The organism is Actinomadura sp. KC216 (genome assembly GCF_004348535.1).
GTDB lineage: Bacteria > Actinomycetota > Actinomycetes > Streptosporangiales > Streptosporangiaceae > Spirillospora.
The window spans coordinates 26,547-49,141 of sequence record NZ_SMJX01000005.1; the positions used below are offsets into that span (position 1 = coordinate 26,547).

18 protein-coding genes are annotated in these 22,595 nt (G+C 72.1%); 11 read left to right on the top strand and 7 right to left on the bottom strand.

The window, feature by feature from the left end; genetic code table 11:
• Positions 1–68: 68 nt before the first annotated feature.
• The gene (locus E1264_RS01520) at positions 69–338 is read right to left on the bottom strand and encodes a hypothetical protein (protein ID WP_132168763.1); all 270 of its coding nucleotides are present in this window, start codon (positions 336–338) and stop codon (positions 69–71) included.
• 379 nt (positions 339–717) lie between these two features.
• Here E1264_RS01520 and E1264_RS01525 point away from each other — a divergent pair, with 379 nt between their 5' ends.
• The 11 genes from E1264_RS01525 to E1264_RS01575 all read left to right on the top strand — a co-directional run bounded on the left by E1264_RS01525 (position 718) and on the right by E1264_RS01575 (position 14,115).
• A complete protein-coding gene (locus E1264_RS01525; RefSeq protein WP_132168765.1) occupies positions 718–2,715 on the top strand; it encodes a histidine kinase in 1,998 nt (665 codons plus the stop codon).
• Positions 2,712–3,380 (top strand): response regulator transcription factor, encoded by a 669-nt coding sequence (locus E1264_RS01530; protein ID WP_132168767.1) that lies wholly within the window; start codon positions 2,712–2,714, stop codon positions 3,378–3,380. Before E1264_RS01525 ends, E1264_RS01530 begins: the two co-directional genes overlap by 4 nt.
• 269 nt (positions 3,381–3,649) lie before the next feature.
• Complete coding sequence (locus tag E1264_RS01535) at positions 3,650–4,756, top strand: DegT/DnrJ/EryC1/StrS family aminotransferase (RefSeq protein ID WP_132168769.1); 1,107 nt, start codon at positions 3,650–3,652, stop codon at positions 4,754–4,756.
• Complete coding sequence (locus E1264_RS01540) at positions 4,753–5,772, top strand: Gfo/Idh/MocA family oxidoreductase (protein WP_207935660.1); 1,020 nt, start codon at positions 4,753–4,755, stop codon at positions 5,770–5,772. Before E1264_RS01535 ends, E1264_RS01540 begins: the two co-directional genes overlap by 4 nt.
• Positions 5,762–7,426 (top strand): glycosyltransferase, encoded by a 1,665-nt coding sequence (locus E1264_RS01545; protein WP_132168771.1) that lies wholly within the window; start codon positions 5,762–5,764, stop codon positions 7,424–7,426. Before E1264_RS01540 ends, E1264_RS01545 begins: the two co-directional genes overlap by 11 nt.
• Positions 7,427–7,429: 3 nt before the next feature.
• Positions 7,430–8,740 (top strand): nucleotide sugar dehydrogenase, encoded by a 1,311-nt coding sequence (locus tag E1264_RS01550; protein WP_132168773.1) that lies wholly within the window; start codon positions 7,430–7,432, stop codon positions 8,738–8,740.
• Positions 8,741–8,782: 42 nt separating this feature from the next.
• Positions 8,783–10,333: a glycosyltransferase family 4 protein gene (locus tag E1264_RS01555; RefSeq protein ID WP_207935661.1), complete on the top strand. Its 1,551-nt coding sequence runs from the start codon at positions 8,783–8,785 to the stop codon at positions 10,331–10,333.
• A gap of 11 nt (positions 10,334–10,344) precedes the next feature.
• A complete protein-coding gene (locus E1264_RS01560; RefSeq protein WP_207935662.1) occupies positions 10,345–11,589 on the top strand; it encodes a glycosyltransferase in 1,245 nt (414 codons plus the stop codon).
• On the top strand, positions 11,586–12,125 hold the full coding sequence (locus tag E1264_RS01565; RefSeq protein ID WP_132168775.1) for a hypothetical protein: 540 nt from the start codon (positions 11,586–11,588) through the stop codon (positions 12,123–12,125). The genes E1264_RS01560 and E1264_RS01565 overlap by 4 nt, the downstream gene beginning before the upstream one ends.
• 5 nt (positions 12,126–12,130) lie before the next feature.
• Positions 12,131–13,537 (top strand): glycosyltransferase, encoded by a 1,407-nt coding sequence (locus tag E1264_RS01570; protein WP_207935663.1) that lies wholly within the window; start codon positions 12,131–12,133, stop codon positions 13,535–13,537.
• Positions 13,534–14,115, top strand: a complete 582-nt coding sequence (locus tag E1264_RS01575) for a hypothetical protein (protein WP_132168777.1) — start codon at positions 13,534–13,536, stop codon at positions 14,113–14,115. The genes E1264_RS01570 and E1264_RS01575 overlap by 4 nt, the downstream gene beginning before the upstream one ends.
• Positions 14,116–14,138: 23 nt before the next feature.
• On the opposite strand, the gene wecB is transcribed toward E1264_RS01575, so the two are convergent.
• The 6 genes from wecB to E1264_RS01605 all read right to left on the bottom strand — a co-directional run bounded on the left by wecB (position 14,139) and on the right by E1264_RS01605 (position 22,582).
• Entirely contained in the window at positions 14,139–15,242 is a 1,104-nt protein-coding gene (gene wecB, locus E1264_RS01580) for a UDP-N-acetylglucosamine 2-epimerase (non-hydrolyzing) (protein ID WP_132168779.1), read from the bottom strand.
• On the bottom strand, positions 15,239–15,862 hold the full coding sequence (locus E1264_RS01585; protein WP_132168781.1) for an acyltransferase: 624 nt from the start codon (positions 15,860–15,862) through the stop codon (positions 15,239–15,241). The genes wecB and E1264_RS01585 overlap by 4 nt, the downstream gene beginning before the upstream one ends.
• A 37-nt stretch (positions 15,863–15,899) precedes the next feature.
• Positions 15,900–17,861, bottom strand: a complete 1,962-nt coding sequence (locus E1264_RS01590; RefSeq protein WP_132168783.1) for a glycosyltransferase family 2 protein — start codon at positions 17,859–17,861, stop codon at positions 15,900–15,902.
• A gap of 39 nt (positions 17,862–17,900) precedes the next feature.
• Positions 17,901–19,643, bottom strand: a complete 1,743-nt coding sequence (locus E1264_RS01595) for a CDP-glycerol glycerophosphotransferase family protein (protein ID WP_132168785.1) — start codon at positions 19,641–19,643, stop codon at positions 17,901–17,903.
• A gap of 180 nt (positions 19,644–19,823) precedes the next feature.
• On the bottom strand, positions 19,824–21,242 hold the full coding sequence (locus E1264_RS01600; protein ID WP_132168787.1) for a bifunctional cytidylyltransferase/SDR family oxidoreductase: 1,419 nt from the start codon (positions 21,240–21,242) through the stop codon (positions 19,824–19,826).
• Positions 21,243–21,487: 245 nt separating this feature from the next.
• Complete coding sequence (locus E1264_RS01605) at positions 21,488–22,582, bottom strand: acyltransferase family protein (protein WP_165963909.1); 1,095 nt, start codon at positions 22,580–22,582, stop codon at positions 21,488–21,490.
• Positions 22,583–22,595 lie beyond the last annotated feature (13 nt).

Genomic DNA, 22,595 nt, shown 5'->3' on the forward strand with positions numbered 1-22,595 from the left:
GCAAAATGACGGAGGCGACTCCGACCCCGGCGACCATCGCCGGCACGCGGCAGGTGTGCGGCGACGGCCTAGACCAGTAGGCGGATCAGCGCCGCGGTCACCAGCGATAGTGCGACGCTCGCCGAGGCCCACGATTCGGTCCCCTTCTGCAAGGAACGCACCAGAAGGACGGCCGAGAGCGGCGCGGCGATCGCCGTGAGGGCGAGGCTCGCGTACCAGAGAAAGCCGTCGTGCGAAAGCATTCTCGCCCCGAACGCAGCGAAGGCGATGAATGATGTCACCTCCCAGGCGGCTTCGGATACGCGCGCAGGTGAATTCGTGTCCGATTCTGCGTCCATTTGACGTCCTCGCTCGATGGATGTGCCGATGTCCGGCGCGGGCTTCCCCCGGTCGCCGCCGTGCGGGCCGAGGCCGCCGGTCCCGGGATGCCCGGGCCGAGCGTTGTCGCGACCTCGACCGTGGCTCCGCGGATCTTCCGCCCTGATCAGGCCTTATCAGAGAAATTAATGGAGGCGGGAGCCCTGTGCCTCGTCCGTTGGAACGGGCCTGAACCAGACCGGGGTGGCGCGAAAGGTCCACCCACGGGTGGAGGTGCTCGGCCTTTTGCGGCCGATTTCTGTGGCCGGTCATTGACGGCGCCGAGATGATCAGGATTAGAGTGAGGAAGTGCTCTCGTTCAGCGAGTTGACACACCGTCGGCCACGGGCGAATGACGTTGTGCTGCCCCTGGTCCTTCTCACGGTCCAGCTCGTCGCGGGTCCGGGCCTGGCGGCGTTGCTCGAAGAGCCCGCCGGCGCGCGGGAACGGGTGCTCGGGCTGGTCGCCGGTGCGGTCGTGGCGTTGGCGTTGTGCCTGCGCCGGGAGCGTCCGGCCGCGGTGCTGGGCGTCGCGGTGGTGGCCGGGGCCGCGGTCGATCTGACGCTCCCGTCCTCCGCCGGAGCCCCCGTGCTCTGGGCGGCCGACCTCATGGCGCTGTACTCGCTGGCCGTGCACCGCCGGGCGCGGACCGCCGTCACCGGAGGCGCGCTGGCCGCCTCGGCCGCAGGTCTCGTCGCCGCGGTGAAGGCGGGCTCGCCGCTGGAGCTGCCGGCCGTCATCCTGATCACGGCCGTCTGCTACGCGGCCGTCATCGCCTTCGGCCGGCTGCGACGGCAGCGGGTGGGCTCGCGGCGACGGCTCGTCGAGCGGCTGGACGCGGCCGAGCGGGAACGCGTGTTGCTCGCCGCCGCCGAACGGGAGAGGCTGGCCCGCGACCTGCACGATGTCGCCGGCCACCATCTCAGCGCCGTCACCGTGCACACGACGGCCGCCCTGCGCCTCGCGGACCGGCGGCCCGAGATGGTCGCCGAGTCCCTCGACGTCGCCGTCGGCATGGGACGGGAGGTGTTGGCAGCGCTCAACCGCCTGGTGGACGTGGTGGCCCGGCCGTCCGAGGGCGGGCCGTCCGAGAGCGGGCAGACCCTGAGCGGGCCGGCCGGGAACCCGCCGGACGCCGATCTGCCGGGACGCCTCGCGCCCTTGTGCGCGGGGCTCGTCCGCCTCGGCATCCCGGTGTCAGTGACCGTGTCGGGCGAATCTCGCGCGCTGCCGGGGGAGACGGTCGCCGCCGCTTACGGCATCGTCCAGGAGTCCCTCACGAACGCGATGCGTCACGCGAGGGGAGCACCGGTCACCGTTCACGTCGAGTACCGCACCGGTGTGCTCGACGTGCTCGTACGCAACGAAAAGGGCGAAGGCCGGAACGATGATGCGGAACCGGGCGGGGGCCGCGGGGTCGAGGGCATGCGGAGCCGCGTGGCGGAGGTCGGTGGCACGTTGCGGGCCGGGCCCGCTGCGGCCGGTGGCTGGTCGGTCCATGCGACCCTCCCGACGCCGACCCCATCGCGCCGCCGCGAGTTCGGATGGCCTGAACTGGTGGACCTGACGGCGGTGGCCGTGTGCGCCGGACTGCCGCTGCTCGCGGTCACGTCGCCCGCCCCGCTCGTCCCGACCACTCCGCTCGGCTTGGCCGCCCTTTCCGGGCTGTTGTCGGCACATGCGCTCGCGCTGTGGTGGCGGCGGAGGGCGCCCGTGGCGACCCTGGCCGCCGTGGCCGGTGCCGACGTCCTCTGGGCCGGACTGACCCTGGCCGACATGATCCCCGTGAGCTGGCTGCTCTCGCTGGCGCTGGCGTGGACGGCCGAGGCGATCGCGGTGTACTCCCTGGCCGCCTACGGGCCGTCGGCGCGCGCAGGGCTGCCGGGTACGGCAGTGACCGGCGCGGTGGGCGGTCTGCTCGCGGTGACGGCGCTCTCCACCGATCCGGCGGAGCAGCCGTTCACGGCGGTGGACGCCGTCGCCGGCTTCGCATTCTTCGGGATTCCCGTCGCGCTCGCGATGCTGGCCTTCTGGGGGTGGGGCGCCGCCGTCAAGTCCGGGCGAGGCCGGAGCCGAGCATGGGAGCGATCGATGGCCGAGTCGATGGCGGTGCGCACCGACCACATCGTGCGAGCCGAACGGTCCCAGGTCGCCGCCGGGCTGCGGGACGCGGTCTTCGAGCACACCGTCCGGTTCGTGCGGGCCGCCGAGGCGGCGCTGCGCGGCGGCCCGGCGGGCGAGCGGCGGGCGGCGCTGATCCTGGTGGCGGCCGAGGCGCGGGCCGCGCTGGCGGGCATGCGGGAGCTGCTCGAGACGATGGAGAGGTCCATGGACGCGGCGACGGGAGCCCGGCCGTGACGATCCGCGTGCTCGTGGCCGACGATCAGCCCGTGGTCCGGATGGGATTCGCCGCGATCATCGACGAGGAGCCCGACCTGACGGTCGTCGGCCAGGCGGGCGACGGCGCCGAGGTCCTGCGGACGGTCGCGGACCGCCGTCCGGACGTCGTCCTCATGGACATCCGGATGCCCGGCATGGACGGCCTGGAGGCCACCCGTCGGCTGGCCGAGGCGGCGCCCTCGGCCCGGGTGCTGGTGCTCACGACGTTCCGGCGCGACGAATACGTGTTCGGCGCCCTCCGCGCCGGTGCTTCCGGCTTCCTGCTCAAGGACTGCGAACCGCAAGAACTCCTGGACGCGATCCGTATCGTGGCGGGCGGCGAGGGCATGCTCGCCCCGGCGGTGACCCGGCAGCTCATCGACGCGTTCGTCGCGGGGGAGGTCGGCGCGCGCCCCCGTCCGGACGAGCGGCTCGGGCTCCTCACCGACCGGGAGATCGACGTTCTGCAGAGCGTCGCCCAGGGCCTCAACAACGCCGAGATCGCCGCCTCGCTCGGCATCGGGACCGCGACGGTGAAGACCCACGTCAACGCGATCTTCGGCAAGCTCGGCCTCCGGGACCGGGTACAAGCCACGATCTTCGCCTACGACATGGGCCTCGCCACCCCCCGCCCCCAGACCTGACGGCAAGAGCTTGCAAACCCACTAAACCGGCTTTACCTCGTGCTCGCCGTCCTGTCGCCAATCTGATACCTGCCGTGAATCTGGGGACTGGTCGGCGTTCTCCCAGCGCGGGCATGGGGCGGCATATGATCGAGTACGTCCTCGCAACGGTCTTACTTGGCTAGAATCTGCCTGTTAGGCGAGGCTTCCGCTAATTGTGAGCATCGTGTCGCGCTCCGTTTCCCGCGAGGAAGCCGCCCGGTCACCGTTTCGCCCTAAGGAGTCTGTGCATGCCCGTGGAATCTGATGGGCTCGTCCCCGCGGCGAGTCCCGTGATCGGGGAGGCGGAGATCGAGGCCGCGGTGCGTGTGCTGCGCAGCGGGCGGGTCGTCCAGGGGCCGGAGGTCGCGGCGTTCGAGGAGGAGTTCTCCGAGATCGTGGCGGGACGGCACTGCGTGGCGGTCAACTCGGGGACGTCGGCCCTGCACCTCGGCCTGCTCGCGCTGGACATCGGGCCCGGTGACGAGGTCATCGTGCCGTCGTTCACGTTCGCGGCCACCGCCAACGCGGTGCGTCTCGTGGGTGCCGAGCCGGTCTTCGTCGACATCGAGCCGGGCTCGTTCTGCATGGACCCGGACGCCGTCGCCGCCGCGATCGGGCCGCGGACCGCCGCGATCATGCCGGTGCACCTGTACGGGCACCCGGCGGCCATGGAGCGCATCGGGCCGCTCGCGGAGCGGCACGGGCTCGCCATTGTCGAGGACGCCGCCCAGGCCCACGCCGCGTCCGTGAACGGGACACCGGCCGGTGCGCTGGGCACCGTCGGGTGCTTCAGCTTCTACCCGACGAAGAACATGCACGCCCTGGAAGGCGGCATGATCACCACCGCGGACGCGGACACGGCGCGGATGCTGCGGCTGCTGCGCAACCAGGGCATGGAGCAGCGGTACGCCAACGAGGTCGTCGGCGCGAACATGCGGCTCACCGATGTCGCCGCGGCGGTCGGGCGCGAGCAGCTCAAGAAGCTGGCCGGGTGGACGGAGCGGCGCCGCGCGAACGCCGCGTTCCTCGACGCGAAGATCACCGCCGCGGTCACGCCGCCGGTCGCGGAGGGCGCGAAGCACGTCTACCACCAGTACACGGTCCGGGTGGCGGACCGGGACGCCGTCCAGCGGCACCTGGACGAGCGGAAGATCGGCAGCGCCGTATACTACCCGACGCCCGTCCACCGGCTGAAGCCGTTCCTGAAGGACGGCGCCCCCGATCCGCGCTGGGACCTGCCCGAGACCGAGCGCGCGGCGCGCGAGGTGCTGTCGCTGCCGGTGCATCCCACGCTCGGCGAGGACGACCTCGCCCGGGTCGCCGACGCCGTCAACGAGACCGGGAACGCGTCGTGACCGCGCTGCGGGCGGGCCTGATCGGGCTCGGGGTGATGGGACGCAACCACGCGCGCGTCCTGGCCGGTCTGGAGGGTGTCGACCTCGTCGGCGTCGTCGACCCGGCGGGGCGGCCGGACGGCGCCCCGCACGGCGTCCCGATGCTGGCGTCCCTCTCGGACCTGCTCGACCTCGGCATCGACTACGCGGTGGTGGCGTGCCCGACCGCGCTGCACGAGGAGATGGGGGTCGAGCTGGCGGAGGCCGGTGTCGGCGCGCTGATCGAGAAGCCGCTCGCCGAGTCGGTGGAGGCGGCGGAGCGGCTGGTGAAGTCGTTCGAGTCGCGCGGGCTGGTCGCCGGGGTCGGGCACATCGAGCGCTACAACCCGGCGCTGCAGAGCATGCGGGCGCGGCTGGAGGCGGGCGAGCTCGGCGACGTGTTCCAGGTCGTCACGCGGCGGCAGGGGCCGTTCCCGCACCGCATCGCCGACGTCGGCGTCGTCAAGGACCTCGCCACCCACGACATCGACCTGACCGGGTGGGTGACCGGCCAGGACTACGTGTCCATCTGCGCGCACACGGTCGCGCGCAGCGGCCGCCCGCACGAGGACATGGTCGCGGCCGTCGGGCGGCTGAGCGACGGCAGCATGGTCAACCACCTGGTGAACTGGCTCAGCCCGCTCAAGGAGCGCACGACGGTCGTCACCGGTGAGCGCGGCTGCTTCGTCGCCGACACCCTCACCGCCGACCTGACGTTCTACGCGAACGGGGAGCTGAGCACCGAATGGGAGGCGCTGCGGGCGTTCCGCGGCGTCTCCGAGGGCGACATGATCCGGTACGCGATCCCGAAGCGGGAGCCGCTGCTGGTGGAGCACGAACGGTTCCGCGACGCCTTCAAGGCGGGCGGCGAAGGCGGGGACATCGTGACGTTGCGGCAGGGGCTGCGGACGGTCGAGGTCTCGGCCGCCGTCCTGGAGTCGGCGAGGCTCGGCGAGACGGTCTCGCTCCAACCTTCAGGGGTGCTAGGTGCCATCTGACTCCAGGTCGTCGGGGGGTGCGGGGGGTCGTCCCCCCACGGAGGACGCGCAGGGCGTCGACGTCACGGTCGTCGTCGCCGTGTACAACACGATGCCGTACCTCACCGACTGCCTGAACTCGCTCGTGGGGCAGAGCATCGGCGCCGGCCGCATGGAGGTCATCGCGGTCGACGACGGCTCCACCGACGGCAGCGAAGCCGAACTCGACCGGTTCGCGGAAGAGCACCCGGACGTCATGACGGTGCTGCGCCAGCCGAACTCCGGCGGCCCCGGCGCGCCCAGCAACCGGGCCCTGGACGTCGCCAAAGGCCGCTACGTGTACTTCGTCGGCGCCGACGACCACCTCGGCCGCGAGGCGCTGGAGCGGATGGTCGACGCGGCCGACGCATGGGGCTCGGACGTCCTCGTCGGCAAGATGATGGGCGTCAACGGGCGCGAGGTCAGGCAGGACCTCTTCGCCGAGAACCGCGCCGACGTCGACCTGTTCGACTCGCCGCTCCCGTGGCTGCTGTCCAACTGCAAGCTGTTCCGCCGCGACCTGGTGGAGCGGCACAAGCTCCGCTTCCCCGAGGACATGCCGATCGGCAGCGACCAGCCGTTCACCATCGAGGCGTGCGTGCGCGCCGAGCGGATCTCCGTGCTCGCCGACTACACCTGCTACTACGCGATGCTCCGCGACGACGGCGGCAACATCACGCAGGGCTCCGTCGAGGTCTACACGCGGCTGGCGTGCGCCGAGCGGCTCTTCGAGTTCGTCGCCGGGCTGCTGGAGCCGGGTCCGGGACGGGACGCGATCGTCCACCGGCACGCCAAATGGGAGCTGACGAAGCCGATCCGCGAGGGCCTCCTCGAACTGGACGGCGACAAGCGCCGCGACGTGTGCACGCGCGTCGGCGCCCTCGTCGAGAAGTACGTGTCCGACGACGTCATGGCCCTGCTCCCCGTCAAGCGGCGCGTGCGGCTCCGGCTGGCGCAGCGCGGCGACGTCGACCGCCTCTGCGAGGCCATCAGGGCCGACGCGGCGGAGAAGGCCTACGCCGTCACGATGAAGAACGGGCGCGCCTACCTCGCCTACGAGGGCTTCGAGGACGCCGAGGCCGGCCTCCCCGACGAGGACTACGAGATCACCAAAGGGCTGCGCAGGCGGCTCGGCGAGCAGGTGCGGGCGGTCGGCGCGCGGCACGCGGACGGCATCCTGGAGATCACCGTCCGGACGCCGATCACCGGGCCCGACGCCCGTGACCCGGAGGCCGTCGGTCTCGCGTTCGCCGTCCGTGGCCGCGACGGGCGCGTCCGGCTGGACGAGGCGTCCGGCGCGGAACTCGACCGTACGCACGGCGATGACGGTGCCCTGACCCTGACCGTGCGGATGCCGAAGCCGGTGGTGTTCGCCTCCGGCTCGGCCAAGCGCACGTTAAGGCTGATGGTCCGTGCGTCCGGGGAGACGCATGACGTCGCCGTGCCCGCCGGGCTGTCCGGCCCGTGCGGATCGCTCGTGTGGCGTCGGATCAGGCCCTACCGGCTGTCGGTGCGCGGCGACGCGCGCGGCATCACGGCGATCGAGACCCGCCCGTCCTTTCCGGTCCGCGCCGTCGTCAGGCGGCTCAGGCGCGCCCTGCACCCTGGAAACGCCGCGTCATCTGGAGGTAAGTAGCACATGCGGATCTGCGTGGTCGCGCTCGGCAAGATCGGTCTCCCGCTCGCGGTGCAGTTCGCCCGCAAGGGCCACCGGGTGACCGGCGCCGACGTGAACGAACGCGTCGTCGCCGACGTGAACGCCGGCCGCGAGCCGTTCCCCGGGGAGGCGGACCTCGGCGTCCACCTCGCCGAGGCGGTCCGGGCCGGGCTGCTGACGGCGACGACCGACACGGCGGCGGCGGTCGCCGAGTCCGACGCGGTCGTCGTGGTCGTCCCCCTGTTCGTGGACGAGGCCGGCACGCCCGACTTCGGCTGGATGGACGCGGCGACCCGGTCGATCGCGGCGGGCCTGCGCCCGGGGACGCTGGTCAGCTACGAGACGACGCTGCCGGTCGGCACCACCCGCGGCCGCTGGGCGCCGATGCTGGCGGAGGGGTCGGGCCTGGCCGCCGGGAGCGACTTCCACCTGGTGTTCAGCCCGGAGCGCGTCCTGACCGGCCGCGTGTTCGCCGACCTGCGCCGCTACCCGAAGCTCGTCGGCGGCATCGACGAGGCGTCCGCGCGGCACGGCGTGGAGTTCTACGAGCAGGTCCTCGACTTCGACGAGCGGCCCGACCTCGACCGCCCGAACGGCGTGTGGGACCTCGGCTCCGCCGAGGCCGCCGAGCTGGCCAAGCTCGCCGAGACCACGTACCGGGACGTCAACATCGGCCTCGCCAACCAGTTCGCCCGCTACGCCGACACCGTCGGGGTGGACGTCACCAAGGTGATCGAGGCGTGCAACACGCAGCCGTTCAGCCACATCCACCAGCCGGGCATCGCGGTCGGCGGCCACTGCATCCCCGTGTATCCGCGGATGTACCTGTGGAACGACCCGGACGCGACCGTCGTCCGCGCCGCCCGCGACGCCAACCTGGCGATGCCCGAATACGCCGTCGGCCTCCTCGCGGACGCCTACGGCGACCTCACCGGCGCGGAGGTCCTCGTGCTGGGCGCCGCCTACCGGGGAGGCGTGAAGGAGACGGCGTTCTCCGGCGTCTTCCCGACCGTGGAGGCGCTGCGCGAGCGCGGCGCCGTCCCGTACGTGTCCGACCCGATGTACACGGCCGGGGAACTGGAGGCCCTCGGTCTGCCACCGCACCAGGGTGAGCCGGTGACCGCCGCGATCGTCCAGGCCGACCACGCCGAGTACCGCGACCTGGGCGCGGATGACCTGCCCGGCGTCAAGGCCCTGGTCGACGGCCGCCGCGTCACCGACCCGTCCCGCTGGGCGGGCGTCCACCGCGTCGTCATCGGCGCGCCCGACCAGAGCTCCCGAACGAGCCGGTAGTTCCGGACGCCGGTGTCCGGGCTGACCGAAACGGAGAAGGAATTGCAGAAAGAGGACGAGGCCGGACGCACGGGCTCGCGCGGCCGGGTCGTCATGCTCGTCGACAACGGCGTCGAGCGTGACTCGCGGGTGCAGAAGCAGGCGATGTACGCCGCGGCGGCGGGATGGGAGGTGCACCTCATCGGCTTCCACCGGGGCAAGAAGAAGAAGCGCTGGACGCTCGGCGAGGCCAACGTGATGCTCGTGCCGCTGGGCGAGGTCCTGAACAAGCCGAGGTACCGTCCGGTGCGCTCCATGATCCGCCGCCCGCTCGCCTACGGGCACCCGGACATCGCGACGTACCGGCGCCGGCTCGCCCAGTCCCGCCGCGCCGAGCTCGCCGCGAGCCGGCTGGAGCCGGGGGCCTCCAGGCCGGTGCGCAGGACCTGGCTCCTCGGACGGCGCGTCGCGGCCAAGGTCCAGCAGCGCTGGATCGGGCTGCGGGCCCGCCAGACCGATTCGCTCACCGCCGCCCGCAACAGCCAGGACTCGCCGCTGGAGAAGTTCATGGTCGCGGTCTGGCTCAAGCTTCTGGGCGACCGGGCCTGGCGCGTTCTGGACCGCGGCATGTGGGACTGGGAGGCGGCCTACGGGAAGGTCATCGACGAGCTCGAGCCGGACATCATCCACGGCAACGACTTCCGGATGCTCGCCATCGGCGCGCGCGCCACGCTGCGGGCGCGGGCACGGGGCCGGCAGGTGAAGTTCGTATGGGACGCCCACGAGTACCTTCCGGGCGTCCGCTGGAACAACCCGCCGCGCTGGCACCCCGCCATGATCGCGATGGAGCGCGAGTACGCCCCCGTGGCGGACGCGATCGTGACCGTCTCGGAGCCCCTGGCGGAATGGCTCGTCGAGGAGCACGGGCTCAAGCGCAGGCCCGCCGTGGTGCTCAACGCCCCGGTCACCGACGTCGAGGTGAGCGCGGACCAGCCGGTGCCCGACATGCGGGAGATGTGCGGCATCGACGCCGACACCCCGCTCGCGGTCTACAGCGGCGGCGCCACCAAGCAGCGCGGCCTGGACATCATCATCGAGACGCTGCCGCGGCTGCCGGGGCTGCATGTCGCCCTGATCGTCCCCTCGTCGCGGGCCGACTACGTGAAGGCGCTGATGAACCGCGCCACCGAGCTCGGCGTCCGGGACCGGGTGACCCTGCTGCCGTTCGTCCCGTTCGACCAGGTCGTCCCGTTCCTGTCGGCGGCGGACTTCGGCATCCACCCGCTGCACCACCTGCCGAACCACGAGATCGCGCTGGCCACGAAGTTCTTCGAGTACGCGCACGCCCGGCTGCCGATCGTCGTCAGCGACGTCAAGGCGATGAGCGACGTCGTCAAGGAGACCGGGCACGGCGAGGTGTTCACGGCCGAGGACGAGGACGACTTCGTGCGGGCCGTCACCGCGGTCATGCAGAACCTGAAGAAGTACCGCGACGTGTACGACGAGCGGCCCGACCTGCTCCACCAGTGGACGTGGCCCGCGCAGGCCGAGATCCTGGACGCCGTCTACACGGAGCTGCTGCCGTCCTCCCGGACGCCGGCCGTTCGCGAGTGAGTGACCGGCCGATGAAGAGCACAGCCCACGGCAGGGACGTCGCCGTCGTCACACCCTGGTACCCGACTCCGGAGCACAAGGCCCGGGGCGCGTTCGTGGAGGGGATGGTCAAGGCGACGGCGCCGGGCTGCGGCGATGTCACCGTCTACCACACCTATGCCTGGATCGTGGACCCGGAGGCGGAGGACGCGGCCGTGGTGGCCGACGCGCATCGGAGCCTGCTGCCGAGCGCGCTGCGTCCCGAGCCGACGGTCGCGGGCGCGCGGCTGGTGCGCGTCCCGGCACTGACCGGGCGGCGGGTGGCCGGGCAGCGGTCGTTCGCGGACCTCGCCCGCGGCCATGCCCTGTGGCTCCGCGAGGCGCTGGGCGGCGAGCCGATCCCCGCGCCGATCGTCCACGCGCACGTGGGGCTCCGCGGCGGCTGGACGGCGGTGGAGAACGCCAGGCCGGACGCGCGCGTGTTCGTCACCGAGCACGCGTCCTTCCTCGGGCAGGTGCTCGACGAGCCCGACTCGCGGGAGATGTACCGGGAGGTGCTGGCGCGCTGCACCGGCTTCCTCGTGGTCTCGGAGACGCTTCGGGAGCAGCTGTCGGAGGCCTTCCCCGACCTCGCCCACAAGATCGGCATGATCTCGAACCCGATCTTCTTCGACGCGCCCAGGAACCGGCCCGTCACCGAGCTGCGCCGCTGGCTGTACGTGGGGGGCCTCATCGAGCACAAGGGCGTCGGCCTGCTGCTGGAGGCGTTCGCCAAGTGCCACGCCGAGGACCGGGACCTGACCTTGACGATGGTGGGGGACGGGCGGCTCGCGAAGGAGCTGACGGCCCGCGCCGCCGAACTCGGGGTCGAGGACGCCGTCACCCTGACCGGCGCCCTCCAGCCGGACGAGGCCCTGCGGCGGATGCGGGAGCACGACGTGCTCGTCCACCCGTCCCGCGGGGAGACCTTCGGGGTCGCGATCGTCGAGGCGGTCGCCGCCGGGCTGCCCGTGCTGGTCACCCGCTGCGGCGGGCCGCAGGTCACCCTCGCCGGGGTGGAGGACGCCGCCGGCGAGATGATCGATGTGGACGACGACCCCGACACGATCGTGGCCGGGTACCGGCGGCTGCGCGAGCGGTTCCCCGACGGTCTCGACCTGCCGGAGGCCCGCCGGGTCCTGGACGAGCGCTACGGCCACCGCACTGTGGCCGAGGAGCACTACCGGCACTGGTTCCCGGACGACCCCGCCGACGACCGGAGGACGGACGCGCCGTGAACGTACTCTTCCTCGCCCTGGGCGGCACCCGGCGTCCGGCGATCACCGCCGAGGCCGAGCATGTGATCGCGCACGGCGACAAGGTGACCGTGCTCGTGGGCACGGCCGCGAAATGGCGCAAGGGGCCGCTTCCGGAAGGAGTCGACCTGGTCGAGCTATCGCGGCTCGAACACGGTTCCCGGCCCGCCATCGTGCGGCTGCTGCTGACCCGCGTCCCGCTGTTCCTCCTGCGCGTGTGCCTGCCCGGCCCGTTGCGCGGGCTGAGCAAGCGGCTGCGGTCGGCGTACGTGCGCCGCGTCGAGCGTCCCGTCGATCGCCGGCTGGCCCGCCTCTACCGGCGCGACCCGGCCCGTGCGCGGGAGCGCGTCATCGACCGCGACCTGCTGCGCGGCCGGTCGATCGACCTCGTCATCGTCGGTGACCCGGAGTCGATGGTCGTCGCGGCCGGACTGCGCGACGTGATCGCGCGCTCCGGGGCGCGGCTCGCCTACACCGGCACCCAAGAACGGCCGCTGGCCGGTCACGTCGAAGGATGAGATAGATGGCCAACCGTCGCCCACGGCTGCTGTACCTCGCCTTCTACTTTCCTCCGTCGCGGGCCAGCGGCGTGTACCGTCCGCGGGCGACGGCCAATCTGCTGGTCGAGAAGGGCTGGGACGTCACGGTCTTCGCCGCGCCGATGCCCTTCCTCCGGGACGCCATCGGCTCGTTCGACGAGAGGCTGCTGGATTCGGTGGATCCGCGGATCGAGGTCGTGCGGCCCGACCTGGACCTGTTCGTCTGGCAGCACAACGTGCGCGACTACAGCAGGTTCCGCGGGACGTTCCCGCATTTCGCCCGCTCGCTGTACGGCTGGAAGCAGAAGCACGTCTTCCCGGAGAACTACGCGTCGTGGGCCTGGGCGAGCGTCCGGCGGGCGCTGCGCATGCACACGCGGAAGAAATTCGACGTCGTGCTGGCGACGGGAAATCCGTTCGCCTCGTTCGCGGCGGCCTGGCTTTTCAACCGGCTGACCCGGACTCCCTACATTCTCGACAACCGCGACGCCTGGACCCTCGACCTTTTCAGCGAGGAGCCCGCGTTCGAGGACGGCCACCCGGCCTATTCCTGGGAACGGCGGGTGCTGAAGCGGGCGTCCAATGTCGTCTTCGTGAACGAGGCGCTGCGGTCCTGGCACGCCGAGCGTTATCCGCGGGTGGCGGACCGGATGATGGTCGTCCCGAACGGCTGGGACGCCGACACGCTCGACGCCACGGTCGAGCCGCCCACGAAGATCCGCAACGGGCGGGACGAGCGCCGCCCCCGCTTCTCCTACGTCGGCACGCTGACCGGAAAGCAGCCCATCGAGGCGATGATCGACGGCTTCGCCCGCGCCCGCGAACATCCGGATCTGGCCGGTGCCGGGCTCGACCTGCACGGGTACCTCGGGTTCTTCAAGGGGTCCGACGGGACCCTCCGCAAACGGCTCGCGCCCACGTCCGACGAGGAGGACGGCGGCGGGCGGAAGGAGCAGAAGGAGCAGCAGGGCGAGCGGGATCTGGCGCCCGGGGTGCGCTACCGCGGTCCGGCGTCCAAGATCGAACTGCACGAGGTGTACCGGAACACCGACGTCCTGGTGTTCCTCGCGGGCGGGGCGCGCTACGTCACCTCCGGGAAGGTGTTCGAGTACATGGCGGCGGGCCGTCCGATCGTGTCGGTCCACGCGCCCGGGTCGGCGGCCGAGGAGGTTCTGCGGGACTACCCGCTGTGGTTCAACCCGGGCGGGCTCGAACCGGACGCCATCGCCCGGTCGATGGTCGAGGCCGCGAAGGCGGCGGCGGGTCTCGACCAGCGGCAGATCGCCGAAGCGCGCGACTACGCGCGGCGCTTCGAACGCACCGTGTCGCTGGAGCCGTTGGTGCGGCGCCTGACAGAACTGGCCGCCCGCGGGGGTGCGGCCGCCGGATGACCGAGCTGGGAGGCGAAGACGTGAACCAGGGGCCGTCCCCCCGGGTGCTGATCCTGGCCATGGACCCCAGAACCCACAAGCGCGACTACAGGAGGGTCGCCGGGCTCGCCGCCCACTTCCTCGACGAGGAGGGGGCGCAGGTCGAGGTGGTGACCGCCGAGTCGAGCGGCTGGACGGCGCTGGACGAGCGGGCGCGGCTGCACCCGATCGACAGGTTCGAGGCCAGGCATCCGCTGCCCTGGCTGGAGCACACGATCGTGAGCAGGGTGCCGCGTGCCGTCGTGTGGCCGTTCATCCGGCTCGGCCGTCCCGGTGCCGTCCTGGACCGGGTGCAGCGGCGCGTCTCCGGCGCCGTCCACCGGCGGCTCTTCGTCGTGCCCTTCTACCGGCACGTCCGGCCGCTGCTTTTGTCCCGGATCGCGCGGCGGCGCGTCCTGCCCGGCATCGACATGGCCCGGGTCAGCCGGGTCATCGTGATCGAGGACACGTCGGTGCCGTTCGCCCGGCGGCTCGCCCGCCGGTACCCGGACCTCACCGTGACGACGCGGCAGACCCGGACCCTCGAACCCGAGGTCTGAGGAGGGCCCGGGACCCGCGCCGGCTACCGGTGCGCGCGCTCGGCCAGGACGGCCGCGACGGTCTCGGCCGCGCGCCCGTCCCCGTAGGGGGTGCCGCGCGGGACGTCCGGTGCCTTGCGGGTGGCGGTCTCCGACCAGCGGGCGGCGCCGAGCGTACCGGGGTCGGCGACCAGCTCGTTCCACCCGCCGTTGAGGGTCTCCGGCCACTCCGTCTCGGTCCGCAGCGTCGTGCACGGGCGTTCGAGCAGGAACGCCTCCTTCTGGAGGCCCCCCGAGTCGGTGATGACGCCCTGCGAGCCGAGCACCGCCGCGACCATGGCGGCGTAGGGCAGCGGACGGCCGACACGCACCGCGCCGCGCCCCAGCTTGATCCCGTGCGTCTCGGCGCGGGCGAGCAGGCGGGGATGGGCGAGCAGCGCGACCTGGACGGGCAGGTCGGCGAGCGCGTCGGCGAGCGAGCCGAGCCGGGCCGCGTCGTCGGTGTTCTCCGCCCGGTGCAGGGTGGCGACCAGGTAGGGCCGCTCGGGGTCGATCCCGTCCGGAAGGCCCTCGGGGAGCCCGCCGCTCGTCTGGGCGAGGACCGTGTCGCGGATGCGGAGGCACACGTCCACCATCACGTCGCCCGTGCGGACGCTCCGCTCCGCGAGCCCTTCGGCGGCCAGGTGGCGCATCGCCTCGTCCGTCGGGGCGAGCAGCAGGTCGGCGGCGTGGTCGGTGAGGACGCGGTTGTGCTCCTCCGGCATGCGGCGGTTGAACGAGCGCAGCCCTGCCTCCAGGTGCGCGACCGGAAGGTGCAGCTTCACGGCGGACACCGCGCCCGCGAGCGTCGAGTTCGTGTCCCCGTACACGAGGACCCAGTCGGGACGCTCGCGCTCCAGGATCGGGTCGAGGGCCGCCATGACCGCGCCGGTCTGGACGCCGTGGCTGCCGGACCCGACGCCGAGGTGCACGTCCGGGTCGGGAATGCCGAGGCCGGAGAAGAACACGTCCGACAGGTCGGCGTCGTAGTGCTGGCCCGTGTGCACGATGACGTGCCGGCTTCCCGCCGCGGCGAGCGCGGACGCGATCGGAGCGAGCTTGACCAGCTGCGGACGCGCGCCGACGACGCTGAGAACCTTGAGGCTCATGCTTCCTTTTCCATGAGAATGGTGGTGCCGGAGTCGTCCCCGGCGGCTGTCTCGACATAGCGGGCACCGGTCCGCGGGCACTCCCACGTCCCGGGCTCGTCCGGGAGCTCGGTGAGGCGGGCGCCCGCGCGGCCGACCCAGCCGATGCGGCGGGCCGGGACGCCGGCGACCAGGGCGAAGTCGGGGACGTCGCGGGTCACGACCGCGCCCGCGGCGACCATCGCCCAGCGGCCGATCCGTACCGGTGCGACGCACACGCTGCGGGCGCCCAGGGACGCTCCCTCGGCGACGTGCACGCCGACAGCCTCCCAGTCGCCGCCGCGCTTCAGCCTGCCGTCCGGGTCGACGGAGCGGGGCTCACGGTCGTTGGTGAGGACGACCGCCGGTCCGACGAACACGCCGTCCTCCAGCACGGCGGGCTCGTAGACGAGCGCGTGGTTCTGCAGCTTGACGTTGTCGCCGATCCGCACGCCCGACCCCACGTACGCGCCGCGTCCGACGATGCAGCCGGTGCCGAGCCGGGCGTCCTCGCGCACCTGGGCGAGGTCCCACACGGTGGTCCCGTCGCCGATCTCGGCGGACGGGTCCACCTGCGCGCTCGGGAGGATGCGGTGCGTCATTCGGTGCCTTTCTGGCGGGTGTGCTGCGGTGCGGCCATTATCGCGGCTTGCGGATCAGCCTCCGCCGGAGGCTCGCCGCCCGCTGCCGCACCGGGTCGGTGACGGAGGCCGTCAGCCACTTCTCGTCCAGCCGGACGTGCACGCGCCGCGGCGGCGCCCACGAGGCGGTGACCGGCCCCAGGACTCCCGCTCCTTCGCGGAGCCGCGTCCGGACGGGGTCGCCGATGCCGCCGATCTCGAAGAACGCCTTCCAGCGTCCGCCGCGAGCGCGGGCCAGGGACAGGTCGGCTTGCAGGTGGGACGGCCCGTCGGGCTCGAGGACGGCGCGTATCGCCGCGTTCTCGTCACCGGCGTGCCGGAGGACGACGCTCATCGCCGGTGCCGGTCCCGGCCCCAGGACGGGCGGTGCCTCGATCCGCACCCGCAGCCGGTTCCCGGAGCTCAGGCTCGCCTCGGCGTCGGGGAGGTCTCCGGGGACCGGGCCGCCGCCGAGCTCCAGGCCGAGGTCCCCCCGGCCGCGGACGGGCAGGACGCGGACGAGCCGCGCACCCTCCGCCGGATGAGTGTCGAGCACGGTCGGAACGTGCATGCCGCCCGGCTTCTGGACGGGGATGGTCTGCACATGCCCTGCGATGCTCGCCTCCACGGCGACCGTCCACCGGCCGTCCGGCCAGCCTTCGGACACGGGGTGGAGATCGGCGGTGTAGGTGGTGGCCATTCCCTGGTCGGTGCCCTCAGCGGGGGCGGTCTCACATGGGATGCGCCGGGGGCCGTCGTCTCCGTCCAGGATCAGGTGCAGGTCGGGGGTGCCCTCGTCAGTATCGCGCACCACGACGGTGCCGCCGATCCGGAGGACGTCGTCCGTCCAGGACGGGCAAGAGAGCCGGTGCTGGATCGTCGGCGGCTGCGCGAGCTCGTAGCAGTCGTCCGGGATGCCGGCGGACGCGTCGCGGAAGAACGGGTACTTCTGGAAGCACCGTCCGTCCTCCAGGTGGAGGCGGGGACGCCCGGCCTCGTTGTGGAAGCGCAGGACGGTGTCGAGCTCGTCGCAGAGGTCGTTGAGCACGCAGTGGGCGATCACGCGGCGGACGGGGACGAGCCCGCGCCGCAGCCCCGGGGAGAGCCACTTCTCCAGCAGGTCGCGGCACGCGGCGTAGGTGACCTTGCGCTCGTCCTCGGGGGCGCCCAGGTACTTGCGCTGCAGCCGCCCGAACACCTCTTGGTCGAGGTAGCGCCGGTGGAGCTGGTCGCGGATCTCGCCCGGCTCGGCGAAGTCCGCGGCCTGCTCCATCGCGGTCGTGACGATCGTGTAGAGGTCGGCCGCGCGGGTGCCGCCGAGCTGGGTGATGCTGCTCCCGTCCGCGCGCGCGGCCCAGTAGTAGCAGTCGTAGTCCGCGAGGATGGACACGCCCCGGGCGCGCAGGTAGGCGCCGGCGGTGAACAGCTGGTCCTCGTGCGTCGGGATGCCCTCGGTGAAGCGGAGCCCGGCGTCCTCGATCAGCGAGCGGCGGAAGAGCTGCAGGGCCGCCATCGACATGCGCCAGAAGAGGTCGGAGCCGGGTTCGAGGACGTGGGTGCGCTCGACCGTCTCACCGAACACCTGGGGCATCTTGCGGCCGCCGGTGCCGACCTGCTTGCCGAGGACGATGTCGGTGCCGTTCCGCTCCGCCATCGCGGTCATCCGCGCCAGCGCCTCGGGCCCGAGCGCGTCGTCGGCGTCCAGGAAGAAGACGAACTCCCCGGTCGCCTGCTCCAGGCCCCGGTTGCGGGGCGCGCCCGCGCCGCCCGAGTTCGGCTGGTGGATGACCGTCAGCTGCTCGTGGGCACGGGCCAGCTCGTCCAGCAGCTCGGCGCTGCCGTCGGTCGAGCCGTCGTCGACGGCGATCACCTCGACCCGCTCGGGGGGCAGGGTCTGGGCGAACGCCGACTCAAGGGCCCGGACCACGGTGTCCCGGCAGTTGTAGACCGGCGTGATCACGCTGACCAGCGGTTGCTTCATGGTGCCTCGGCAGGGTGTGGACGAATACCGAGCGACACTTTATGCGTGGTCGGGGACCCGTGATGCCGGAAATGCGTACATCGTGGACCGGGGGCCCGCCTCGGCCAACGTGTCGACCGCGGCGGCGAACCGTGTCATCGCGTCCGGCTCCGCGGGGCCCAGCAGGTAGTCGCGGAGCCTGGTGCGCTCCTCGGCTAGCGGGTCCCGGCCGGGTGTCGTCGTGACCGCCAGGATATCCGCCAGCTCGGCGCAGCCCGGGCCGAGCAGGTACGCGGCGGACGCGGACGGGAAGTCGGCGCGGAAGTCCGCGTCGTTGGCGGCGTGCGGGTTGGTGACCACGTACGGCTTCAGGCTCGGCATGTAGTCGGAGATCACGCTGGAGATGTCGGTGATGAGCATGTCCGACTGGTTGAAGCAGTCGTGCAGCGACGCATCGGCGCCGGTGACGACCCGGTGCCCGCCCTTCCCGGTCCGGTTGGCCTGCTCGATCATCGCGATGATCCGGTTGTGGGCCGCGGCGGCGGCCGCCATCCGGGTGCCGGTGTACGGGTGCGGGCGGTAGATGACGCGCAGGCCCTTGGCCTCGTCCAGCAGCGCGGCGACGATCTTCTCGCCCATGGTGAGGAGCGAGCAGTAGCCGTGCTCGCTGTCCCAGCCCTCCCAGGTCGGCGCGTACAGGACGGTCGGCACCTCGTTGCCGGTGGGGCCCTCGGTGACGCCCGCGAGCTGCGGCCGGCCGACCTCGACGATGGCCTCGTCGCGGACGCCCGCGTCGGAGTTGCGGTAGCGGTCGCGTCCGGCGGGGCCCGCGACCCACACCTGGTCGAAGACCTTGCTGACCGGGTTGGAGCTGGAGTCCTTGTCGCTGTCGCCGTGGCCGATGAACACGTGCTTGATGTCCGGTTCGCGCAGCAGGTGGAGATTCTTGCCGGTGTTGCCGGTGTAGAGCGCGACGCGGACCGTCGACCAGTCGAAGTTCATGACGTCCTCGGCCCGCGAGATGCACACGACCGGGAGCCGCGTCGGAGCCAGCGCGCCGACGACCTCCGGCGTCCGGACGAGGACCATCGCCTTGCGGTTCAGCCGCTCCAGCGTCTCCAGCCACATGTTGGCCTGGTAGGCGTTCACGGCCAGGCCGGTGAAGTACAGGACGACCTCGGGCTCGTAGGCGCTCACGCGGCGCTGCACGTCGCGTCCGGTGCGCGCGCCGTTGAGCAGGCGGCGTACCCGCCGCAGGTACGGGACCTGCGCGGCGCAGGACGCCAGCGTGCCCGCCGCCGCGCCCGCCAGCCCGGCGATCAGCAGTTCGGGGACGTCCGCCAGCAGGCCGATCGTGCCGAGCAGGAGGGGCAGGACGTCGGCGTAGCCCTCGACCAGGGTCACCAGGCGCACGTGCCAGGCGGGCTCGGGCGGCGGGAACGCGGGCTCGCCGTCGCCGAGGTTGCGGCTGGCGTACGGGATCGTGTTGACGCGGCGGACGGTCGCCGCGCCGATCAGCGCCCCGGCGCGCAGCCAGTCGAGGGCGAAGAAGCCGAGGGCGGCGGTCCAGATCGTCCCGTCGCCGGCGCCGCCGGCCCGGACGAGCAGCAGCACGAACGCCGCCTGCCGGATCAGTGTGCGCGCCCCGGCGCTCAGCTCGCCCCAGCGCAGCGGGCGGTCGGCGTCCGGGAACAGCTTGTGGACGGCCGGCTCGGCGACGTAGCACGCGATCGCGGCGCCCAGGAACCAGCCGGGCGACCCCGCCGCCGCCGCGATGATCATCAGCGCGAGCGTGGCGGGCAAGGACAACACCGTGGAAAACCGCAGAAGCTTCGAGTACCGGGCGAGACGTCGCACGGCACACCTCCGTCTGGTCAGCGCGGCCCTGGGGCGGCGAACGAGGGGTCGGGGCACCCGCCCGATGCCGAGGGGGCGGCGGGTGCGGGGGTAAGGGACGAAAGCGCGAGTCTGGGGCGGGCCGGGTCAGCCGGTTCGGCCGCTGGTGAGCGGGTCCTCGCGGCGGACGTCGATGACCTGGCCGGTGAGGCCGGACAGCAGCACGTTCAGGGACGTCCTGGCCACCTGGTCGGCGCTGAGCAGGGTGTGCGGGGGCTCGTCGCCGAAGGCGCGGGTCCGCATCGGGGTGCTCGTCCGCTCCGGGTTGATGCAGTTGATGCGGACGCCGTCGGCGGACCACTCGTCCGCGAGGGCCTGCGTGAGGTTGACCGTGGCCGCCTTCGCCGACGAGTACAGGCTGTACTCGGCGCGCCCGCGCGTGTACGAGCTGGACGTGTAGAGCAGCAGCTGCCCGCCGGTCTTCGCGAGGTACGGGAACGCGGCGCGGGCGATGTGGATCGGCGCGAGGTAGTTGACGCGCAGTGCCTCCTCGATCGCCTCGGGGTCGATCGTGTCGAGCCGCCCGATCCGGAGCACGCCCGCCGTGTTGACGACGAAGTCGACGCGTCCGGTCGCCGAGTACGCCTGCGCGAGCGCGGCGGCGACGTCGTCCGGGCGCTCGGCGTGGGTGCGGGTGGCGCCGCGGCTGTAGCCGAACACGCGGGCGCCGTACCCCTGGGCCAGCTCGGCGACGGCGGCGCCGATGCCCTGGCTCGCTCCGAACACGACGACGGTCTTGCCGGTGAGCGCCTCGGCGTACTGCTCCTCGGACAGGTCGGGGGCGTCGGACGAGGCGAGCTGGAACAGCTTGTCCGCGACGAACATGTCGACCGGCTCGGTGACCTTCATGTTGTGCTCGTCGCCGGGGACGACGTAGATCGGCGTGCCGGGCAGGTAGCGCAGCACGACCGAGCAGTCGTCGGTCGCCTCGAAGCCGTCGTCCTGCCACGCCTTCTCGTAGGCGGCGCGGATGGTGCCGAGGCGGAACCCCTGCGGGGTCTGGCCGCGGCGGAGGTTCGCGCGGCGGGGGACGTCGACGATGACGTCCTCGTCCACCTGGATGATCGTGTCGGCGGACGGGATGGCGACGTCCACGGCCAGGTGCTCGCGGAGCGCGGTCACGCAGTCGCGGATGATGCGCTGCGACAGCAGCGGGCGGACCGCGTCGTGGAACAGCACGTTGGTGGTCTCGGCCGGGTGGTCGGCGAGGGCGTCCAGCGCGAGCTGCGTCGTCGCGTTGCGGGACGTCCCGCCGGGCAGGACGGCGGTGACCTTCGTGCAGCCCGCCTTTTTCACGCACTCCGCGGCGTCCTGGAGGAACCCCGGGTTCATCAGGACGAGGATCTCGTCGATGTCGGGCGCCTCCTCGAAGACGCTCAACGTGTGCTCCAGGATCGTCCTTCCGGCGATCTTGAGGAGCTGCTTCGGGGTGCTAAGGCCCATCCGCTGCCCACTGCCACCCGCCAGGATGACGGCAACGGTTCGATGTTCGCCCTGCGGCGCCATGACCAATGCGACCGTCCTTGTTTTCAGTTAGGCGGCCGTGTCGGCCGCCGGGATGAAGCGTTCAGTCACCGGTGGGGATCCATTGGGAGCGACGGGGCTGCGGCGCTGTGCAGGGCGTATGGATGCACGCGGGGAGAACTGACGGTTAACTGTACCTGGTCTGTGGGGGAATGTGACGAATTCAGCGATCTTGCGGTTTGCCGTGATCCCGGTGTGACCAGTCAGAACTGTTGGCTACCGGTCGGTCACTGCTTGCTGAACAAAGGCCGTATATCGGGCTCGACGGCCCAGCGCGTCACCCGGCGCACCGGGCTCGTGCCGAGCAGCGTGGCCCCGACGCAGCACACCACCGCGACCAGCAGGACCCCGGGCACGGTGTTGAGCCAGTCGGCCTCGTTCCACCCGGTGAACGTGAACAGCCGGGTGAAGAACCCGTGCAGCAGGTACGTGTAGAGGGTGGCCATGCCCGTGTACCAGGTCTGGCGGGACGGGACGACGGCGAGGAAGGCGGCGGCGAGCACCAGGCCCGTGAGGAGCAGCCCCATCCGCATCGCCGTTCCGGTCACCTCGCCGACGCCCATGTCGGCGTTGGAGTGCGTCCAGCGCACCCACCGCGCGTCCATGTGCGGGTAGGCGACGTACATGCCGACGAACGCGGCGGCCAGCGTCACCGCGCCCAGCACGCGGACGGCGGTCCGCCTGAGGATCTCCAGCATCTCCGGCCGCAACACGAGCCCCAGCACGAAGAACGGCATCAGGCCGAGGATCCGGTAGAGGTCCAGCGTCCCGCCGAGGTCGCTCATGAACGCCAGCAGGGCGACGACCACGGACACCGCCACCGGGAACCGCATCCGCCGCCACAGCGGTGTGGATATCCGCCAGATGAACAGCGCCAGCAGGAACCAGGTGATGTAGTACGGGTTCAGCAGCCCGATCTCGAACGGCCGGTCCCCGAACCCCCAGGCGAACAGGCTGTACGCGGTCTGGAAGATCAGATAGGGCGCGAGGGTGGAGCGGACGTGCTTGACCGCGTTCCCGTCGGTGAGCGTGAACCGCTTCGACACGTAGCCGCAGATCACGACGAACACCGGCATGTGGAACAGGTAGAGGAAGTAGTACGTCGCGGAGGCCAGCGGGACCTCGTCCACCCCCGCCATCCCGTGCCCGGTCGCGACGAGCAGGATCGCGATGAACTTGGCGTTGTCGAGATGCGGATCCCGAGCCCGGGGGACCGCGCCACCGTTGCCCGCCCCCTGCGCCTGGGACGCCTTGGACGCATGCTCGGGCGCGCGGCGCTGCGCCGCGTCGCCCGCGATGGCGGCATCGGGTGTCTGTGTCATCGGTGGCTCTGAT

What these genes read in the sequence shown, in the direction of transcription:
- E1264_RS01535 (WP_132168769.1), top strand. Translation starts at nt 3,650, where the DNA reads ATGCCCGTGGAATCTGATGGGCTCGTCCCCGCGGCGAGTCCCGTGATC.
- E1264_RS01575 (WP_132168777.1), top strand. Translation starts at nt 13,534, where the DNA reads ATGACCGAGCTGGGAGGCGAAGACGTGAACCAGGGGCCGTCCCCCCGG.
- E1264_RS01585 (WP_132168781.1), bottom strand. Translation starts at nt 15,862, where the DNA reads ATGACGCACCGCATCCTCCCGAGCGCGCAGGTGGACCCGTCCGCCGAG.
- E1264_RS01560 (WP_207935662.1), top strand. Translation starts at nt 10,345, where the DNA reads ATGAAGAGCACAGCCCACGGCAGGGACGTCGCCGTCGTCACACCCTGG.
- E1264_RS01550 (WP_132168773.1), top strand. Translation starts at nt 7,430, where the DNA reads ATGCGGATCTGCGTGGTCGCGCTCGGCAAGATCGGTCTCCCGCTCGCG.
- E1264_RS01600 (WP_132168787.1), bottom strand. Translation starts at nt 21,242, where the DNA reads ATGGCGCCGCAGGGCGAACATCGAACCGTTGCCGTCATCCTGGCGGGT.
- E1264_RS01590 (WP_132168783.1), bottom strand. Translation starts at nt 17,861, where the DNA reads ATGAAGCAACCGCTGGTCAGCGTGATCACGCCGGTCTACAACTGCCGG.
- E1264_RS01520 (WP_132168763.1), bottom strand. Translation starts at nt 338, where the DNA reads ATGGACGCAGAATCGGACACGAATTCACCTGCGCGCGTATCCGAAGCC.
- E1264_RS01570 (WP_207935663.1), top strand. Translation starts at nt 12,131, where the DNA reads ATGGCCAACCGTCGCCCACGGCTGCTGTACCTCGCCTTCTACTTTCCT.
- wecB (WP_132168779.1), bottom strand. Translation starts at nt 15,242, where the DNA reads ATGAGCCTCAAGGTTCTCAGCGTCGTCGGCGCGCGTCCGCAGCTGGTC.
- E1264_RS01605 (WP_165963909.1), bottom strand. Translation starts at nt 22,582, where the DNA reads ATGACACAGACACCCGATGCCGCCATCGCGGGCGACGCGGCGCAGCGC.